This window comes from Natronolimnobius baerhuensis, assembly GCF_002177135.1.
GTDB classification, from domain to species: domain Archaea; phylum Halobacteriota; class Halobacteria; order Halobacteriales; family Natrialbaceae; genus Natronolimnobius; species Natronolimnobius baerhuensis.
This window is the reverse complement of sequence record NZ_MWPH01000001.1, coordinates 1107067-1122654: the sequence shown is the minus strand read 5'-3', so window position 1 is coordinate 1122654 and position 15588 is coordinate 1107067. Positions and strand designations below refer to the sequence as shown.

Here is a 15588-nt window from a genome sequence, read left to right as displayed (position 1 = left end):
ATTCGGCGAAACAGCGGCACCACTCCATTCCTCGCTGTTTCTGCTCGCAGTATTAAGGGCCTCGAGACGCAGCGTTAGGTATGCACGTCGAGTCTACCGATGGCATTCTCGAGTTGACGTTCGACCGACCTGGCGTCCGAAACGCGATTTCGAAAGCCGTCGCCGAACAACTCGTCGAGCAGGTGACCAACGCCACGCCCGAGGAGTACGACGCAATTGTCCTCACCGGCGAGGGCGAGGCGTTCAGCGCCGGCGGTGACCTCGAGGCGATGACTGCGGGGCCTGATGAGCCACGCGCCGAGTACGAGGCGATCACCGAGAGCTTCGGCCGGGTCGTCGAAGCACTGCTCGAGTGTCCGGTCCCAATCGTCGCGAAGATCAACGGCGATGCCGTCGGCGCGGGGCTGGCGATTGCCGCCCTCTCGGATATCGCGTACGCATCGACAGATGCCACGTTCTCCTGTGCGTTCGTCCGCGTTGGCCTGATTCCGGACACCGGTGGGACGGTCATGCTTCCGCGACTCGTCGGCTTGCGGACGGCGAAGAAACTCGCGTTCACCGGCGAATTTTTCGACGCCGAGTACGCCGCCGAGATCGACCTGATCAACGAGGCAGTGCCACCAGCTGACCTCGAGGATCGGGTCACGGAAACCGTCGAGCGACTTGCCCGCCGACCAACCGACGTTCTCGGCATGACGAAACAGGCACTCCACGAGAACATGGGCCGGCCCTGGGACGACGCCCTCGAGTACGAAACCCTGTTGCAGGTCCAAGCACGCCACACTGACGCTCACGAGGAAGGCGTTACTGCGTTTCTCGAGGGTCGTCAGCCGGAGTTCGATGTCTAGGCTCGAGATACAGGTGGGTCACTTGTCATTCGCTCGCAAGCTACCGCAAGCACCACCATCATGGACGACTCCGTTGACACTCACATCGTAATGAGTCCAGAGTTTACCGACGACGACATCGGCAAGACGGTTATCAATGCAAATGGCGAGGACGTCGGCATCGTTGCAGATGTCGACCACGGGACCGCACACGTCGAACCGGACCCCGGCATTACGGATACGATCAAGGCCAAACTCGGCTGGGGTGGCACCGATGACGACGCGTATCCGCTGCAGCACGAAGCCGTTTCGCAGGTGACCGACGACGAAGTTCACCTCGAGAGTGACCTGCAGGGAAGTGGGAGTGATGCTGGGGCAAGTGCTGGTGCCGGCGCTGGTGCGGGTGCTGGCTCAATGGGTGACGAAACGGCGGACACAGGGATGGGAGCGACTGATTCGGCGATGGATACCGATACGGACACGGATACCGACATGAGCCGCGAAAGCGGGGCCGAAACCACCGGTGCAGGTGCAGGCGCTGGAACGGATACGGGCCGTGGAGCCGGGATCGCGGACGACGATGACGATCTGATGGGCGACGATGATAGCGAGATGCGCCGCGATGACGATACAGGGATGATGGACGATGATGACGACGATGGATTGCTTGGTGACGACGATGACGATGATGGCCTGATCGGTGATGATGACGACGGTGGGATGATGGACGACGATGGCGACGATGATGGATTGCTTGGTGACGACGATGACGATGGCGGGCTAATGGACGACGACGATAACCGTGGGACGCGACACGATGACGATGATGGCCTGATCGGAGACGATGACGACAGCGGGCTGATGGACGACGACGATAACCGTGGGACGCGACACGATGACGATGATGGCCTGATCGGAGACGATGACGACAGCGGGCTGATGGACGACGACGATGATGACGATGAGTTACTCGGTGATGATGACGACGATGATGACGACCTCATCGGCGACGATACCCGATAACCACCGCTTGCCATCGTACACACTCGTCGAAGAGATTTTCAGCTCTCAGTTTCTTCAGAATTTCCGGTCCGCGGCGACACGATTGAGCCTTTTGTGAGACCACTCGAGTTGCTACTTAGCTCCCTGCTCCCGAACCCGGCTCACCGAACGACTCGCCGTCGCGGTCGTCAGCCCGGCGTCGACGCAACGCCGCCCGCGCGTTCGAGGCGTCGTAGCCGAAGAACACATCGTTTCCGTACGCGTCTGCCACCTCGAGTGCGTGGAGCAGATTTTCGATGTCGACGTTGACCGCGTACAGTTCGATACTAAACGGCGTCTCGAGGGCACTCTCGAAGCCCTTGGCAATCGTCTCGAGCCAGTAGGTCGTCTCGTAGGCCGTATCGTACAGCGGGACGACGAACTCATCGACGAAGGGTTCGAGTGCCTCGAGGTCGATACCGGCGCGTTCGTAGAGGTGGCCGGGATACGGATCGGGATAAAGCGTCATGTACACCCGGCCGGGGATATGCTCGACGGCCTCCTCGAGAAAATCAGTGATAACGGCTGCACGCCACTCGAGGCGGTCGTCGTACTCGCTCTTCGCAAAGCGCTGTTCGCAGACTCCACAGCGGCAGTACTCCGCTCGAGGGAAGCCGATGTCGTCGAGGCGAACGTCTCCATTTTCGGCGGCGCAGTCGTCGATAATCTCGAGCAGACCCTCGCGGTAGTCTTCGCGACTCGGACAGATGTAGGCCCAGTCGAAATAGGGCTGTTCTCTGTCTGCGGGTCGACCCATGTCGTCGACGGGGACGAGCGATGGGTCTGCGTCGGCAGCGGCATTATCGCCGAAACACGACACCATATTTACTGCGTTCTCGAGTGGTTCGGCGGACCGGCCGGTCACGTCTTTGACCTCGTAGAATCCGCGGTCGAACTCCGGCCAGTCGACTTCCTCGGCGTTTCGGGTGACGACGCCGTACATAGTGGAGGGTACGACGCCGACCCCGTAAGCCGTTCGGTTCGGGATGTTCCGTGTTATTCTGCTGGTTCGAATTCGACGTCGTCGACCTCGATATCTTCGGAGCCGCCGGCGAAGACTTTCCAGAGGACAGCGATGACGAACAGGGCGACCACAATCTTGAGTGTGCGCGACATGTACACGTCATACTTCGGTCGTCACACACTTAGATATTCTGGATGGTCTGCTAGAAATGAAGAACGGTCACAAATACAGATCGGTACCACAATCCGTCTCAGGCAGTGTCGATCAACGCGGCAATTTCCTCGCGAACAATCGTCTCACAGTATGAACACCGAACTGCACCCTCGAGCACATCGAAGCGAGACGTGACAGGTTCGTTGCCGGTCGTGATACAGCCGTCGTTCGGACAAGAGAGCACGCCCACGACGACGTCCGGCCGTTCGACGCGGTGTTTTTCGACGACTTCGTAATCGCGAACGATGTTGATCGTTGCGTCGGGTGCGATCAGCGTGAGGACGTCGACTTCGTCCTGACTCAACTCTCGGCCCTCGACCTTGACGATGTCTTTGCGCGCAAAGCGATCCGAGGGGACGTTCATCCCGACGGAGACCTCCTCGCCCTTGCTGCCATCGATTCCCAGAATTGCGAGGACGTTCAGCGCCTGTCCGCCGCGAACGTGGTCGATGACAGTGCCGTCCCGAATCTTGCTAACGCGAAGTTCGTGGTCTGTGTTCCCGTCGTGATGTTCGTGGTCGTCACTCATCGGCGCCACCTCCGTTCTTGCTCAAGAGGAGATCCAGCAGCGCCATCCGCACCGGGACGCCGTTGTGTGCCTGCTCGAAGTACGCCGCGTGTTCAGTCTCGTCTATTTCGGGCGCGATTTCGTCGACTCGAGGAAGCGGGTGCATGATCGTCAAGTCGTCGCGTGCGGCCTCGAGTATTCTCTTATCGATCTGATACTCGCCGGCGACTTTCTGGTACTCGTCTTTGTCCGGGAAGCGCTCTTGCTGGATTCGCGTCACGTAGAGCACGTCGAGCGAGGGGAGAATGTCCTCGAGCGTCTCGTGTTCGCGGACCTGTGCGTCCTGTGCTTGATGCAGGTCGTAGATAACCTCTCGCGGAAGTTGCAGACTCTCAGGGCTGATGAAGTGTTGGCGTGTGTCGAAGTTTGTCAGTGCGTGTGCCAGTGAGTGGACTGTGCGACCGTACTTTAGGTCGCCCATGATACCAATTGTGAGGTCATCCAGCCCCGCGTTCTCCCGGATCGTATAGAGATCAAGCATCGTCTGTGTCGGATGGTGGCCGGCCCCGTCGCCGGCGTTCAACAGCGGCACGTCGACGTACTCGCTTGCCATCTTCGCTGCCCCCTGTTTGGGATGGCGCAGTACGAGCGCGTCGGCGTAGCCCTCGATGACGCGGACGGTATCCGCGAGCGTCTCGCCCTTTTTGACGCTCGAGGATTCGACAGAGCCCATGTCGACGACGTCGCCGCCGAGGCGTTTCATTGCGGTTTCGAAGCTCATCTTCGTTCGCGTACTCGGTTCGAAAAAGAGCAAGCCGAGTAGCGATCCCGCGTGGCGGTCGGCGACGGCAGCGCGGTCAGCGTCGATTTCGGCCGCCCGGTCGAGGATGGCCTCGATATCCGCCCGCGAGAGTTGTTTACTCGTGATGAGGTGATCGTGACGCATTCGTTCGTGTACGCTCTCGGAACCCCCTTGAATCCCTCCATTCGACATCGCCGCGACGGTCGATAGCCCTGATCGCGTGACCTACCGACGAAGGCAAAGAATTATACAGACTCTGTGGCAACACGCCCTCGTATGGAGAGTCGGCTGGAAACCGGAATCGACGTCCTCGACCGGAAACTCGACGGTGGCTTGCCACCGGGCTGTGTTATCTCGTATACGGCGATACCGGCCAGTCAATCCGAACTGCTGTTGTACGAACTCACCGCCGCGCGCGGGACGCTGTACATCACAACCGAACGCTCCAAGCCAGCCGTCAAACGAGCCCTCGAGAATTCACCGTCCTCCATCGGCACCCCAACGATTCGTCACATCAGCGGTGAGGACCCACTTGAGGAGGCACGCCAACTCGTCGAGGCACTCCCCGAGGGTGCAAACCTGATTATCGACACGGTAGACGTCTTAGAGCGTGCGCCGATGGACGAGTACATCTCCTTTCTGAATGATCTCAAAACGCGAATGATCGAAACCGGCTCGGTTGCCGTCCTCCACTGTCTCGAGAGCGAGTCTCAACCCGAGAACCGGGCGCGGACCCACCACGCCGCTGACGCCGTCTTCGCCCTCGAAACCACAGTCACCGGCACCGAACTCGAGAACCGCCTGACGATTCCGAAGTTCCGCAACGGCGGCCAGCCAACCGAATCGATCAAACTCGAGTTGACGGAAGAAGTCCAGATCGACACGAGTCGAGATATCGCCTGACTCGAGGCTTCTCGCTCGTTCAGATTGATCACGTGTAAACTCACGTCTAGCACTGCTTGTTTTTTCGCTGGCAGCGCTCTCGAGTGTGTAAGAGATGGTCCGATAGACGGACCGAAAATCGTCGTTGTGCGTTCGGTTGTGGTCGGTTTCGAGCGAGTCGAGTGTCTTACTCGTCTGCGCCTTCGAGTTCTTCGACGATCTCGTCAGCATCGACGTCGGCGTCCTCGAGGGCTTCCTCGATGTCCTCGCCGCCCATACCGCCCATGCCGCCCATCATACCGCCCATGCCCATGCCACCCATGCCGTCGATGACTTCCTGGACGATGACGCGGTCGACATCGACTTTCTCCATAATCTGCTGGGCGATCTGCTGTTTGCCCATCATCCACTGCTGGTTCATCGTCATCTGGGGCGTGGCCTCGAGATAGAGCGTCTCTTTCTCGACGAGTTCGGTTTCGAACTCGGGTTCGGCGTCCTCGTCGTCGTCTTCGTCGGGTTCGACTGGAACTTCCTCTTCGACCTCGTCCGTCTCGATCCAGAGGTCGGGTTCCATCCCGAGGAACATCTCGAACAGTCCGGCGGCTTTCTGCTCGCGGTCGTCAACTTCGCCGAGGATTTCGTACTCGTACTCGACGTCCTCACCGGCGAGTGGGTGGTTGAAGTCAACGCGTGCGCGACCGCCGATGATCGTGCTGATGTAGCCCTGCTCACCGTCGATCTGGATGTTTGCACCAGGGTAGCGGTCGTCTTCGTCGATCTTCTCGGCGCTGACGGTCTGGACGTTGTCAGCATCGTACTCGCCGAATGCGTCTTCGGCGGCAACCGTCACGGTGCCCTCGTCGCCGGCTTCGGAGCCGGTGATGGCTTCTTCGACGTCTTCGAAGATGTGGCCCTCTCCGAGAACGATTGTTCGGGGCTTGAACTCCTGGCCCTGATCGTCGACGCCTTCTTCCTCGGCGACGTCTGGGTCGGTCGTGTCGACCAACTGGTCGCCGTCGCTCGTGTACGCGGTGTACTCCAGTTCGACGAAATCGCCGTTCTGGAGTCCGTCTGCGTCTTCATCGACATCCTCTGCAACGTCATCGGCCTGTTCTGCAGGCTCGGCTTCCTGTTCCTCGGTCATACCTTGTACGTCCCGCCGTCCACATTTAAGTACGACGCTTTGGCCCGAGAACGACCGTTACTTACTCGCCCTCGCCGTCCACTCGAGTAGTCTATGTACGAGGTTGAAGTCAAGGTGCCAGCCGATCTCGAGGCCGTTCGCGAGCGTCTCGAGGCACTCGGTGCCGAACACGAGAATACAGTCGTACAGGCGGATACGTACTACGACGCGCCGCATCGATCCTTCCCCGACACCGACGAGGCGCTTCGCATTCGGCGGGAGTCGACGTCCGAAACGGACGAGTCCGAGAGCCGCGTGACGTACAAAGGGCCGCTACTCGACGACGAATCGAAGAGCCGCGAGGAGCACGAGACCGGCGTTGCGGACGGCGAGACGATGGACGCCGTCCTGACGAATCTGGGCTTCGAGCCGGCCGCAACGGTTCGAAAGGAACGCGAGCATTTTCACCTCACACTCGAGGCCCACGACTTCGCCTACACGATCACCCTCGACAGCGTCGACGACGTCGGCGAGTTCGTCGAGGTCGAAACCGATGTCGAACACGAGGGCGCACTCGAGCCCGCTCGCGAGGGCGCATATGCTGTCCTCGAGCGACTCGATCTCGAGCCGGACGACCAGCTTCGAACGTCATATCTGGGGCTCTTGCTCGAGTCCTGATCGGTTGGCCGACGAGTGAAATTACTGCGGCGCATTTTCAGAGCGGAATCTGTTTCCGCAAGTTATAGAACCACGGTCTGCCAAGACTCGATAATGAGCGAGCGGAACATTCGGGTCGAGCCAATCGACCGTCAGGCAGTCGAAGATCAAGAAGTCGAAATCGTTGAGCGAAAAGGAATCGGGCATCCCGACTCGATCTGTGACGGCGTCGCAGAGAGCGTCGCTAGCGCGCTGGCACGCGAGTATCTGGATCGGATCGGCAAGGTGCTTCACTTCAATACGGACGAAACGCAACTCGTCGCTGGCGAGGCCGCACCCGCCTTCGGCGGCGGCGAAGTCGTCGATCCCATCTATCTGCTGATCGTCGGCCGCGCCACCAAACGCTACGAGGGCGAGATGTTTCCTGCCGAGACCATCGCACTCCGGGCCGCCCGCGAATACCTCGAGGAGACGATCCCGCACCTGACCATCGGTGAGGACATCGTCGTCGACGTGAAACTTGGCGAGGGGAGTGGTGACCTGCAGGATGTCTTCGGCGAGGACGAAGTCACCGTTCCGATGGCAAACGACACGAGTTTCGGCGTCGGTCATGCGCCGCTGACGGAGACGGAGCAGATTGTCTCGGAAGCCGAGGCACGACTCAACGGCGAGTTCTCCGATGAGAACCCGTATCTCGGTCAGGACGTGAAACTGATGGGCAAACGCGAAGGTGACACGATTGACGTCACCGTCGCCGCAGCCATGGTCGATCAGCACATCGCCGATATCGACGAGTACGCTGACGCTGTCGAATCGGTTCGGGAGTTCGTCGCCGAGGTTGCCGCCGAACACACCGACCGCGAGGTCCACGTTCACGTCAACACCGCCGACGACTACGAGGAGGGATCGATCTACCTCACCGTCACCGGCACGTCCGCCGAGCAGGGCGACGACGGCTCCGTCGGTCGGGGGAACCGTGCAAACGGCCTCATCACCCCGAACCGCTCGATGTCGATGGAAGCCACGAGCGGCAAGAATCCGGTCAACCACATCGGGAAGATCTACAACCTGCTCTCGACCGAAATCGCCGAGGAAGTCGTCAGCGAGGTCGACGGCATCCGTGACCTTCGCGTGCGTCTCCTCTCTCAGATCGGTCGTCCAATCGACCAGCCCCACGTCGCTGACGTCCACCTCGTCACCGCAGACGGTGTTTCCCTCGAGGATGTCCAGAGCGACGTCGAAACAATCGTCGACGAGGAACTCGCCGACGTGACGGGCATTACGCGCCGCGTCATCGACGGCGAACTCTCGACGTTCTAATCCGATTTTCGCACTGTTTCTGATTTATACTGGCAGTCCCATAAGGTTCCAGTAGCGAAACACCCAGAGCAACACGGCGAGTGCGAGGACGACTGCCGTGTAGTGGATGCGACCGGCGACTCCCCAGTAGGACTCTCGCCACGCCTGAACGGCATACCATGCTGCGACAATTGTTGCAATCGCTGCGAGTATCGGGACTGTGAACGAAAGCGACAAGCCTGGTGGCGGAGCGTTGACCAGCGATCCCCAGCCAAGAACCGAAAGCACGACCTCGAGGGCAAACAGCGCGATCACGAACCCGACGAGCAGCGCGCCTGCGCCTCCGGCTGTGAGTCGAGCGCGGTGAGAGCCTCTCGAGCCGGTCGGTGACGCGCCCTCACCGCGAACCCGGCGAACTGCGGCGGCGAGCGGCCACCCGAGGACCCCAGAGAGGACGACGAGTGCGGAGCCCAGGCCGAGCCCGACCTGAGTATATAGGTCATCGTACCACGAGGTACGCGTGTACGTCCACACCGCGCTATCGGACGTGAAGTCCGTAATCTCGCCGTCGGTTTCGTGGAACACGAGTGTCGCTTGGCCGTCGACGCGACGGAACACCAGTGGTTCGAGTTCGACCCAGCGTGACTGGCTGCTCCCGTCTACAACTAGCGTGCCGTCATCGTCGATCCAGATGTCTACGCCCGGACTCGTTCCCGAGAACAGGGTCTTCTCGTATGTTGTGAGTTCGTGGGTCATAAACGCCCGATAGCTCCCCTCGAGGTCGTCGGCACGGTGGGGTCGCCCGTCGGGAGTCAATTCTGCATCAGTCGTCGGGACATACCGGTCGAGAAACTCGTCTTCGAACTCCGAGACGGCCGGTCCGGGCGTAGCGCCCTGAAACGAGACGAACAGTCCGAGATCGAGTTCAGGGATGAGGAGGAACTGGCTGTGATATCCCATTCCCCCGCCGCCGTGGTAGAGCAGGCGGATATCGTCGCGCGTTCGCACGAAGAGTCCGAACGCCATCCGCTCGAGTTCTTCGTGTGGGGTAAACCACTGTTCGTGCATCGCCGTCGTGGCGTCTTCGGAAAGCATTCGTCCAGTGTCGGTCGCGCCGCCCTCGAGGTGAGCGAGCAGGAACTGGGCCATATCGCTCCCGGTCGACCACATCCCCGATGCGGGCGGAACGTTCGAGTGAAACTGAAGGTCTCGTCGAATCCCTTCGCGAGTTTCATCATCGACGTGGTTTGGGATGACATCGAACGTCGTTCGGTCCATGCCGAGCGGGTCGAAAATCGCGTCATTGACGTAGTCGGCGAATCGCATGCCGGCAACGTCAGTGATCACCTGACCGGTCAGTGCTGGTGCATAGTTCGTATACCCCATCACTTCACCGGGTGGTCGAAGGCGACTCGGCTGATAGGTGCCAACCGATTCCGCGAGGGGCTGGCGGGCATCGGGATCCGCGACGGTGTCGTTTCGCATCCGCGGCTCGAAGCCGGCGGTGTGTGTCGCCAGATGCGTGAGCGTGATCGACTCGTCGAACGTCTCCGGCACTGACACCGACTCGAGGTACTGATTCACGTCCACGTCGGGATCAATCGCATCGTCATCGATGAGGCGCATCGCCGCGGTGTACGTGGCAGCCTTCGAGACCGACCCCGTGTGGACCGGTGTTTCGTCCGGGGTGACTGCTCGACCGTCGAACGACGTTTCGCCGTAGCCGCTCTCGAGCGCGACAGCACCGTCGTGGACGACGGAGACGACGGCACCCGACACGTTGTGCGCCTGGAGTGTCGAGTCGATGGCATCGTCGACGAACGACTCGAGGTCGTCCCCGTCAGGATCAGGCGGTTCGTCGGGGGTCGCCTGCGCGGCGGTCGGAACGCGACCGGCTGCGGCCGTCACGCCCACTGCGGTGGCTCCTGCAAGGACGCCCCGCCGTGAGTAGGAGGTGGGCATAGCACGTCGAACTACTTACTACGGAAACATATTCTGACTGAAACACCGATAACTGTCCGCTAGCCGAAATGATTTTGAGAGTCCAGCCGAAGTTCTAGCACACGGTTCAACTAACTGATCATTGCTACCACATGACAGAGGGTAGCAACTGTTCCATTTGGCTACCCCTGCCAATCAGCGACTCCTATGCCGATGGGATCGAACGAGTACCCTGATTGACCCGCTATAGTAACAACTGCAACTATGTACACACTGATCGCCGAGCCGTCTGTCGATCAGGTGTGTATTGACTTGCAGTGGCTACTATACAGTCACCGTTCGCGATGGTGATCTGAATACGAACACGGCAGGCTACGCCACACGGACTGCACCTCGAGCATCTCGAGGTGCCTTCGCACTGTTTCTCGAGGCCTAAACGAGCCAGTCGTACCCGTTAGCGACGGCTGTCTTCCCGTCGCTGTCGATGATCTCGCCGTGGCCGGGGATGACGCGGTCGAAGTCCCAGGCGAGGATATCCTGGATCGACCGCCTGAACGTCTCCTCGTTGACGATTGTCGCCCGGACCTCGAGTGGCGGGCTAATCCGCTTGTAAATTTGAAACGCGCGAGCGATCAACCGCGTTTTCAGCGGGCTGCTGTCGCCGATGTGGTAGCCCATATCGCCGAGGATGACCGTCCGACTCGGCCGGTGGAAAAAGGCGATTTCGGTGAGCCACCGGTGACCGGCGACGGCTACCTGATCGATGTCGGTTCCCCACCGCGGATCGGGCGCATCGCCCAGCAGGTGATCGAATCGGAGATCGGTCCGTCGCGCAGCGAGTCCGGGGGCAGCTAACAGTTCGGCGTTCGGATACGCCGCTCGGTACTGCTCCATGTACATGTGGCCGTGGAGTTTGCTCGTCGCTGCGACGAACCGGACCTCGCCGAGTTGGTCTAACTGCGCTTTCAGTTCGGGGGTCAACTCGGCTGGTGACTGGACGAACAGCCCGCCGCTCGAGAGTTTCATCACGGACATGATCCGGCCGATCTCGAGGCCGAAAAACCGGAGCGGTTCCTCGTAGGTCCAGCACCGCTCTCCGCGTTGTGTGAACATTGGTTCTTGTATTGACGAATGAGACTATATAGCTCACTCTCGACCCCGAGTAGAATCCTATCAGTTCCCACCGGACAGGAATATGGCTCTCCGTTCAAGGGTGTATCCGCCCTCGTTTGAAATAGAAGGAGTTGACTGACTATGTCCACAACAACCCGAAACCGACTCGAAAGCCGCTATGCAGGAATCTCACTCGAGGGCCAGCCACACGCCCTGTCAGCGTGGTTTGTCGTTGCGCTCCGATTCCTGCTGGGCGGAATGATACTGTTTGCCGGCCTTGGCAAATTGGCGATTGTCAGCGGCGAGGCATTCGATGCGAGTGGCTTCTTGGTCCACGGTGTCGACCCGGCAAGCCCCGTTAGCGGCCTCTTTGGGGCAATGGCGGGCAACGCTGCGTTGCTTGAGATCATCAACGTCGTCGTCCCGGCCACACAGATCCTGATCGGCATCGGGCTGATCGTCGGGGGTCTCCTACGCCTGGCTGCGCTGGGTGGGGCCATCCAAATGATGATGTTCTACCTCGGCGGCTGGGAGGGAGACATTCTGGCGCTGTTCGACTCGACGCTGATCTACGCCGTCCTGTTCCTGGCCCTGGCAGCCTTCGGGGCCGGACGGATCCTCGGTGCGGACCGCTACATCGAGACCATCCAGGTTGGAAGCCAGACACTGGTCGAGAAGTACCCGAAACTCCGATACATCCTCGGATAACCGCATAGTACTGGCTTTCGACTCGGATTCGGGCCGTTACCTCATTTTTACACTGTTTCCCGTTCCAGTGAGACGACCCGCCACCTCGTAACCCCCTTATAGCTACAGTCATCTATCCATGGCTATGCACCCGCCGGGAGCCGACACCGTCCTCGTTCGCCATGGCGACCTGAACACGAAGAGCAACAGGGTCAAGCGCCAGATGGAAGGACTCCTCATCGAGAATCTCGAGGCGCTGCTCGAGGACCGGTCGATCCCCGGCGAGGTCGAACGCCGCTGGAACCGGCCGTTGATTCACACGGACGAAGACGCCATTGACGCGGCGACCAAGGCTGCGGCGGACGCTTTTGGCGTCGTCTCGGTGAGTCCCTGCGTGACGACGAGTATCGAGAAAGCGCGGATTCTCGAGGCACTCGAGTCGATGGCCGAGGCGTGCTACGAGGGCGGCACGTTCGCGGTCGACGCCCGGCGAGCGGACAAGACGCTTCCCTACAGCAGCGAGGACCTGGCGCGTGAGGGCGGGACGGCCATCTGGGAGGCCGTCGAAGACGAGTTCGAGCCAGAAGTGGACCTCGACGATCCGGATCTCACGTTCGGGATCGAGGTTCGCGAGGACATCGCGTTTCTGTACCTCGAGACAGTCGACGGACCCGGTGGCCTTCCCCTTGGTGCGCAAGAACCCGTTATTTCGCTGATCAGCGGCGGGATCGACTCGCCGGTTGCAGCCTACGAGATGATGTGCCGTGGCAGCCCGATTGTCCCGGTGTACGTCGATCTCGGGGCCTACGGCGGCATCGATCACGAGGCACGCGCGATGGAGACGGTGGGTACGCTCTCGCGGTACGCACCGAATTTCGATATGCCGGTGTACAAGGTTCCCGGCGGCGAGATCGTCGACCTGCTCGTCACCGAGATGGAACAGGGGCGGATGCTCTCGCTGCGGCGATTCTTCTACCGCACTGCCGAGGTACTCGCCGGGCGCGTCGACGCCCCCGGCATCGTCACGGGCGAAGCCGTCGGCCAGAAATCGAGCCAGACGATGCAGAACCTCGCGGTGACCAGCCGCGCCACCACGCTTCCGATTCACCGGCCGCTGCTCACTCGAGACAAACAGGAAATCGTCGCACAGGCGCGCGAGATCGATACCTACACGCAGTCGACGATCAACGCTGGCTGTAATCGCGTCGCCCCCGATCAGGTCGAGACCAACGCCCGACTTGCACAGTTGCTCGAGCACGAACCCGATGACCTGCTCGAGCGCGCTGAAGCCGTCGCGGCCGATGCGGAACTCGTCGAACCGTAAGTCGACGGGCACCCGAATGTCCTTCACGATGCCGGGTGTAAGTAGGTATCATGGAGACGGCATTCGCCACTGCAGGTGCTGCGGACGGCGTCGGCGCTCGAGGACGGGCCACGGCGTCAGTACGTAATGACTTCGTAGCCGTCGGCGACGAGCGAGCGGATGCTCGGATGGCCCTCGTACTCGTCGAGTTGGTCGGCCGCACTGGCTTCGATTTCGTCGGCAACGTCGTAGGCGTTCGCACAGTAGTGACACGCCGACATGAGGTCGGTCAGCCCGTCGTAGAGGTCGTGATAGTCGTGGTCGTCGTCTTTGAGTTCGGGGACCCACTGCGTTCCCGCTCCGTCGAAGATTATTTCGACGTTGTCGCCTGCTTCGTCGAACTCCTGGGCGGTCTGGAGCGCGTTGACGACGCGGCCAAGTTCGGCAGGCGAGTCAGTACCGGCGAGCACGACGATAGCTGCGTCTGGCATACAACAGCCAGTTACGACGCCATCCGCCTCACTCTTGTGCGCTCGTGTGCCTGTTGTCTCAGACCGACTTACTCGAGCACCGCTGCTCCACGGCGAGCCATCCGGGGTGGCCGCCGATGACCGTCGTTCTCGACGGCGAAACGCTCACGCCGGAGGATGTCGCCGCAGTCGCTCGAGGCGACAAGCGCGTCGAAATCGCTGACGATGCGCGCGAGCGCGTTCGGACGTCCCGAAAGCGCGTCGAGGACGTTATCGAAAGCGACGAAGCCGTCTACGGGATCAACACCGGCTTTGGCGAACTGGTCGATGAGCGGATTCCGCCGGAAAAGCGCGAGCAACTGCAGGTCAACCTGTTGAGAAGCCACGCGGCCGGCGCGGGTCGAGAACTCGCCCGCGAGGAGGTCCGTGCGATGCTTGTCGCGCGGATTAACTCCCTCGTCACGGGTTATTCGGGGATCCGCGAACGCGTCGTCGATCACCTCCTCGAGTTGTGTAACGAGGGCGTTCACCCGGTCGTCTACGCTCGTGGTAGCCTCGGTGCCAGTGGCGACCTCGCGCCGCTTGCCCACCTCTCGCTAGTGCTCATCGGCGAGGGCGAAGCCGACCTCGATGCAGCCGACTCGGACACACCGCGGCGCATCTCCGGCGAACGGGCGCTCGAGGAGATCGGCCTCGAACCCCTGACGCTCGAGCCAAAGGAAGGGCTGGCGCTGATCAACGGGACGCAATTAACGACCGGGCTCGCGGCACTTGCGGTGGTCGACGCCGAGCGACTCGTCACCGCGGCTGATACAGCAGGTGCGCTGACGACGGAGACGACGCTCGGGACGACAGCAACGTCGGAGCCGGCGATTCACGAGGTTCGTCCACACACCGGCCAACAAGCGAGCGCGGCGAACGTCCGCGCGCTTACTGCAGGGAGCGAGGTCGTCGAGGCACATCGAAACTGCGACCGCGTGCAGGACGCCTACTCGCTGCGTTGTCTCCCGCAGGTTCACGGCGCGGTTCGCGACGCGATTTCGCACCTTCGAGCCGCCGTCGAAGTTGAACTCAACAGCGCGACTGACAACCCGCTCGTCTTTGCCGCCGACCGCGTCGACGACCGGGCATCGGGTACCGACCGCGCTGCCGTGCTCTCGGGCGGCAACTTCCACGGCACGCCGCTTGCCCTCCGCCTCGAGTACGTGCGACTCGCACTTGCGGATCTCGCAGCGATCAGTGAGCGCCGCATCGACCGACTTCTCAATCCGAATCTGCAGGAGCCACACCTCCCGCCGTTTCTTGCGGCCGACAGCGGCCTCGAGTCGGGCTACATGATCGCCCAGTACACGGCTGCGGCACAGTGTACCGACATTCGCTCGCTCGGGCCTACATCGACGGATACCGTGCCAGTCAGCGGCGGACAGGAAGATCACGTGAGCATGAGCGCGCACTCGGCACTCAATGTCCGACATGCTCTCGAGTCGGCACGCTGGGTCGTCGCCGCCGAACTGGTCTGTGCGACCGAGGCTGCCGACTATCTCGACGATGCGTTCGAGAGTGATGAGGCACTCTCGCTCGGCGCTGGCACGGCGGCCGCCCGCGAACTGGTTCGCGAGGTCGTCCCGCCGCTCGCAGCGACCGGTGATCGGCCAGTGCGGCCCGATATCGAGGCCGTCGTCGCACTCCTCGAGGATGGGATTGTGACTGCGGCGCTCGAGGAGGACGGTGCCATCTCTATTCAGTGAGAATCGACAG

At 61.1% G+C, this 15588-nt stretch carries 15 protein-coding genes; 8 read left to right on the top strand and 7 right to left on the bottom strand.

Annotated elements, in window-relative coordinates:
* The first annotated feature begins 80 nt into the window (after positions 1–80).
* Together B2G88_RS05350 and B2G88_RS05345 are read left to right on the top strand one after the other, a co-directional pair.
* Positions 81–848 (top strand): enoyl-CoA hydratase/isomerase family protein, encoded by a 768-nt coding sequence (locus B2G88_RS05350; RefSeq protein WP_054864205.1) that lies wholly within the window; start codon positions 81–83, stop codon positions 846–848.
* Positions 849–938: 90 nt separating this feature from the next.
* Complete coding sequence (locus B2G88_RS05345; RefSeq protein ID WP_087714300.1) at positions 939–1850, top strand: hypothetical protein; 912 nt, start codon at positions 939–941, stop codon at positions 1848–1850.
* 115 nt (positions 1851–1965) lie between these two features.
* Here B2G88_RS05345 and B2G88_RS05340 read toward each other — a convergent pair whose 3' ends face one another.
* The 3 genes from B2G88_RS05340 to pyrB all read right to left on the bottom strand — a co-directional run bounded on the left by B2G88_RS05340 (position 1966) and on the right by pyrB (position 4499).
* Positions 1966–2811 (bottom strand): hypothetical protein, encoded by an 846-nt coding sequence (locus B2G88_RS05340; RefSeq protein WP_087714174.1) that lies wholly within the window; start codon positions 2809–2811, stop codon positions 1966–1968.
* A gap of 271 nt (positions 2812–3082) precedes the next feature.
* Complete coding sequence (gene pyrI, locus B2G88_RS05335; protein WP_087714173.1) at positions 3083–3574, bottom strand: aspartate carbamoyltransferase regulatory subunit; 492 nt, start codon at positions 3572–3574, stop codon at positions 3083–3085.
* Entirely contained in the window at positions 3567–4499 is a 933-nt protein-coding gene (pyrB, locus tag B2G88_RS05330) for an aspartate carbamoyltransferase (protein ID WP_087714172.1), read from the bottom strand. Before pyrB ends, pyrI begins: the two co-directional genes overlap by 8 nt.
* Positions 4500–4631: 132 nt before the next feature.
* Between pyrB and B2G88_RS05325 the strand changes: the two genes are divergently transcribed.
* Positions 4632–5258, top strand: a complete 627-nt coding sequence (locus B2G88_RS05325; RefSeq protein ID WP_054864144.1) for an RAD55 family ATPase — start codon at positions 4632–4634, stop codon at positions 5256–5258.
* A 166-nt stretch (positions 5259–5424) separates the two neighbouring features.
* On the opposite strand, the gene B2G88_RS05320 is transcribed toward B2G88_RS05325, so the two are convergent.
* Positions 5425–6381 (bottom strand): FKBP-type peptidyl-prolyl cis-trans isomerase, encoded by a 957-nt coding sequence (locus B2G88_RS05320; RefSeq protein ID WP_087714171.1) that lies wholly within the window; start codon positions 6379–6381, stop codon positions 5425–5427.
* 93 nt (positions 6382–6474) lie between these two features.
* Here B2G88_RS05320 and cyaB point away from each other — a divergent pair, with 93 nt between their 5' ends.
* Complete coding sequence (cyaB, locus tag B2G88_RS05315; RefSeq protein ID WP_054864143.1) at positions 6475–7038, top strand: class IV adenylate cyclase; 564 nt, start codon at positions 6475–6477, stop codon at positions 7036–7038.
* 93 nt (positions 7039–7131) lie between these two features.
* Positions 7132–8337 carry a methionine adenosyltransferase gene (locus B2G88_RS05310; RefSeq protein WP_054864142.1) on the top strand — a complete coding sequence of 402 codons (1206 nt, stop codon included), beginning with the start codon at positions 7132–7134 and terminating at the stop codon, positions 8335–8337.
* Positions 8338–8361: 24 nt separating this feature from the next.
* On the opposite strand, the gene B2G88_RS05305 is transcribed toward B2G88_RS05310, so the two are convergent.
* Both B2G88_RS05305 and B2G88_RS05300 read right to left on the bottom strand, forming a co-directional pair.
* Positions 8362–10278, bottom strand: a complete 1917-nt coding sequence (locus B2G88_RS05305) for a serine hydrolase domain-containing protein (RefSeq protein ID WP_087714170.1) — start codon at positions 10276–10278, stop codon at positions 8362–8364.
* A gap of 411 nt (positions 10279–10689) precedes the next feature.
* Positions 10690–11370, bottom strand: coding sequence for a DUF4336 domain-containing protein (locus B2G88_RS05300; RefSeq protein ID WP_087714169.1), 681 nt, complete (start codon positions 11368–11370; stop codon positions 10690–10692).
* Positions 11371–11511: 141 nt separating this feature from the next.
* On the opposite strand from B2G88_RS05300, the gene B2G88_RS05295 reads away from it, so the two are divergent.
* Positions 11512–12078, top strand: a complete 567-nt coding sequence (locus B2G88_RS05295; RefSeq protein WP_087714168.1) for a DoxX family protein — start codon at positions 11512–11514, stop codon at positions 12076–12078.
* 124 nt (positions 12079–12202) lie between these two features.
* Complete coding sequence (locus tag B2G88_RS05290; protein ID WP_087714167.1) at positions 12203–13381, top strand: tRNA sulfurtransferase; 1179 nt, start codon at positions 12203–12205, stop codon at positions 13379–13381.
* Positions 13382–13497: 116 nt separating this feature from the next.
* Here the strand turns inward: B2G88_RS05290 and B2G88_RS05285 are convergent, their stop codons facing one another.
* The gene (locus B2G88_RS05285; protein ID WP_054863529.1) at positions 13498–13851 is read right to left on the bottom strand and encodes a DsrE family protein; all 354 of its coding nucleotides are present in this window, start codon (positions 13849–13851) and stop codon (positions 13498–13500) included.
* 116 nt (positions 13852–13967) lie between these two features.
* Here B2G88_RS05285 and hutH point away from each other — a divergent pair, with 116 nt between their 5' ends.
* On the top strand, positions 13968–15578 hold the full coding sequence (gene hutH, locus B2G88_RS05280) for a histidine ammonia-lyase (RefSeq protein ID WP_087714166.1): 1611 nt from the start codon (positions 13968–13970) through the stop codon (positions 15576–15578).
* Positions 15579–15588 lie beyond the last annotated feature (10 nt).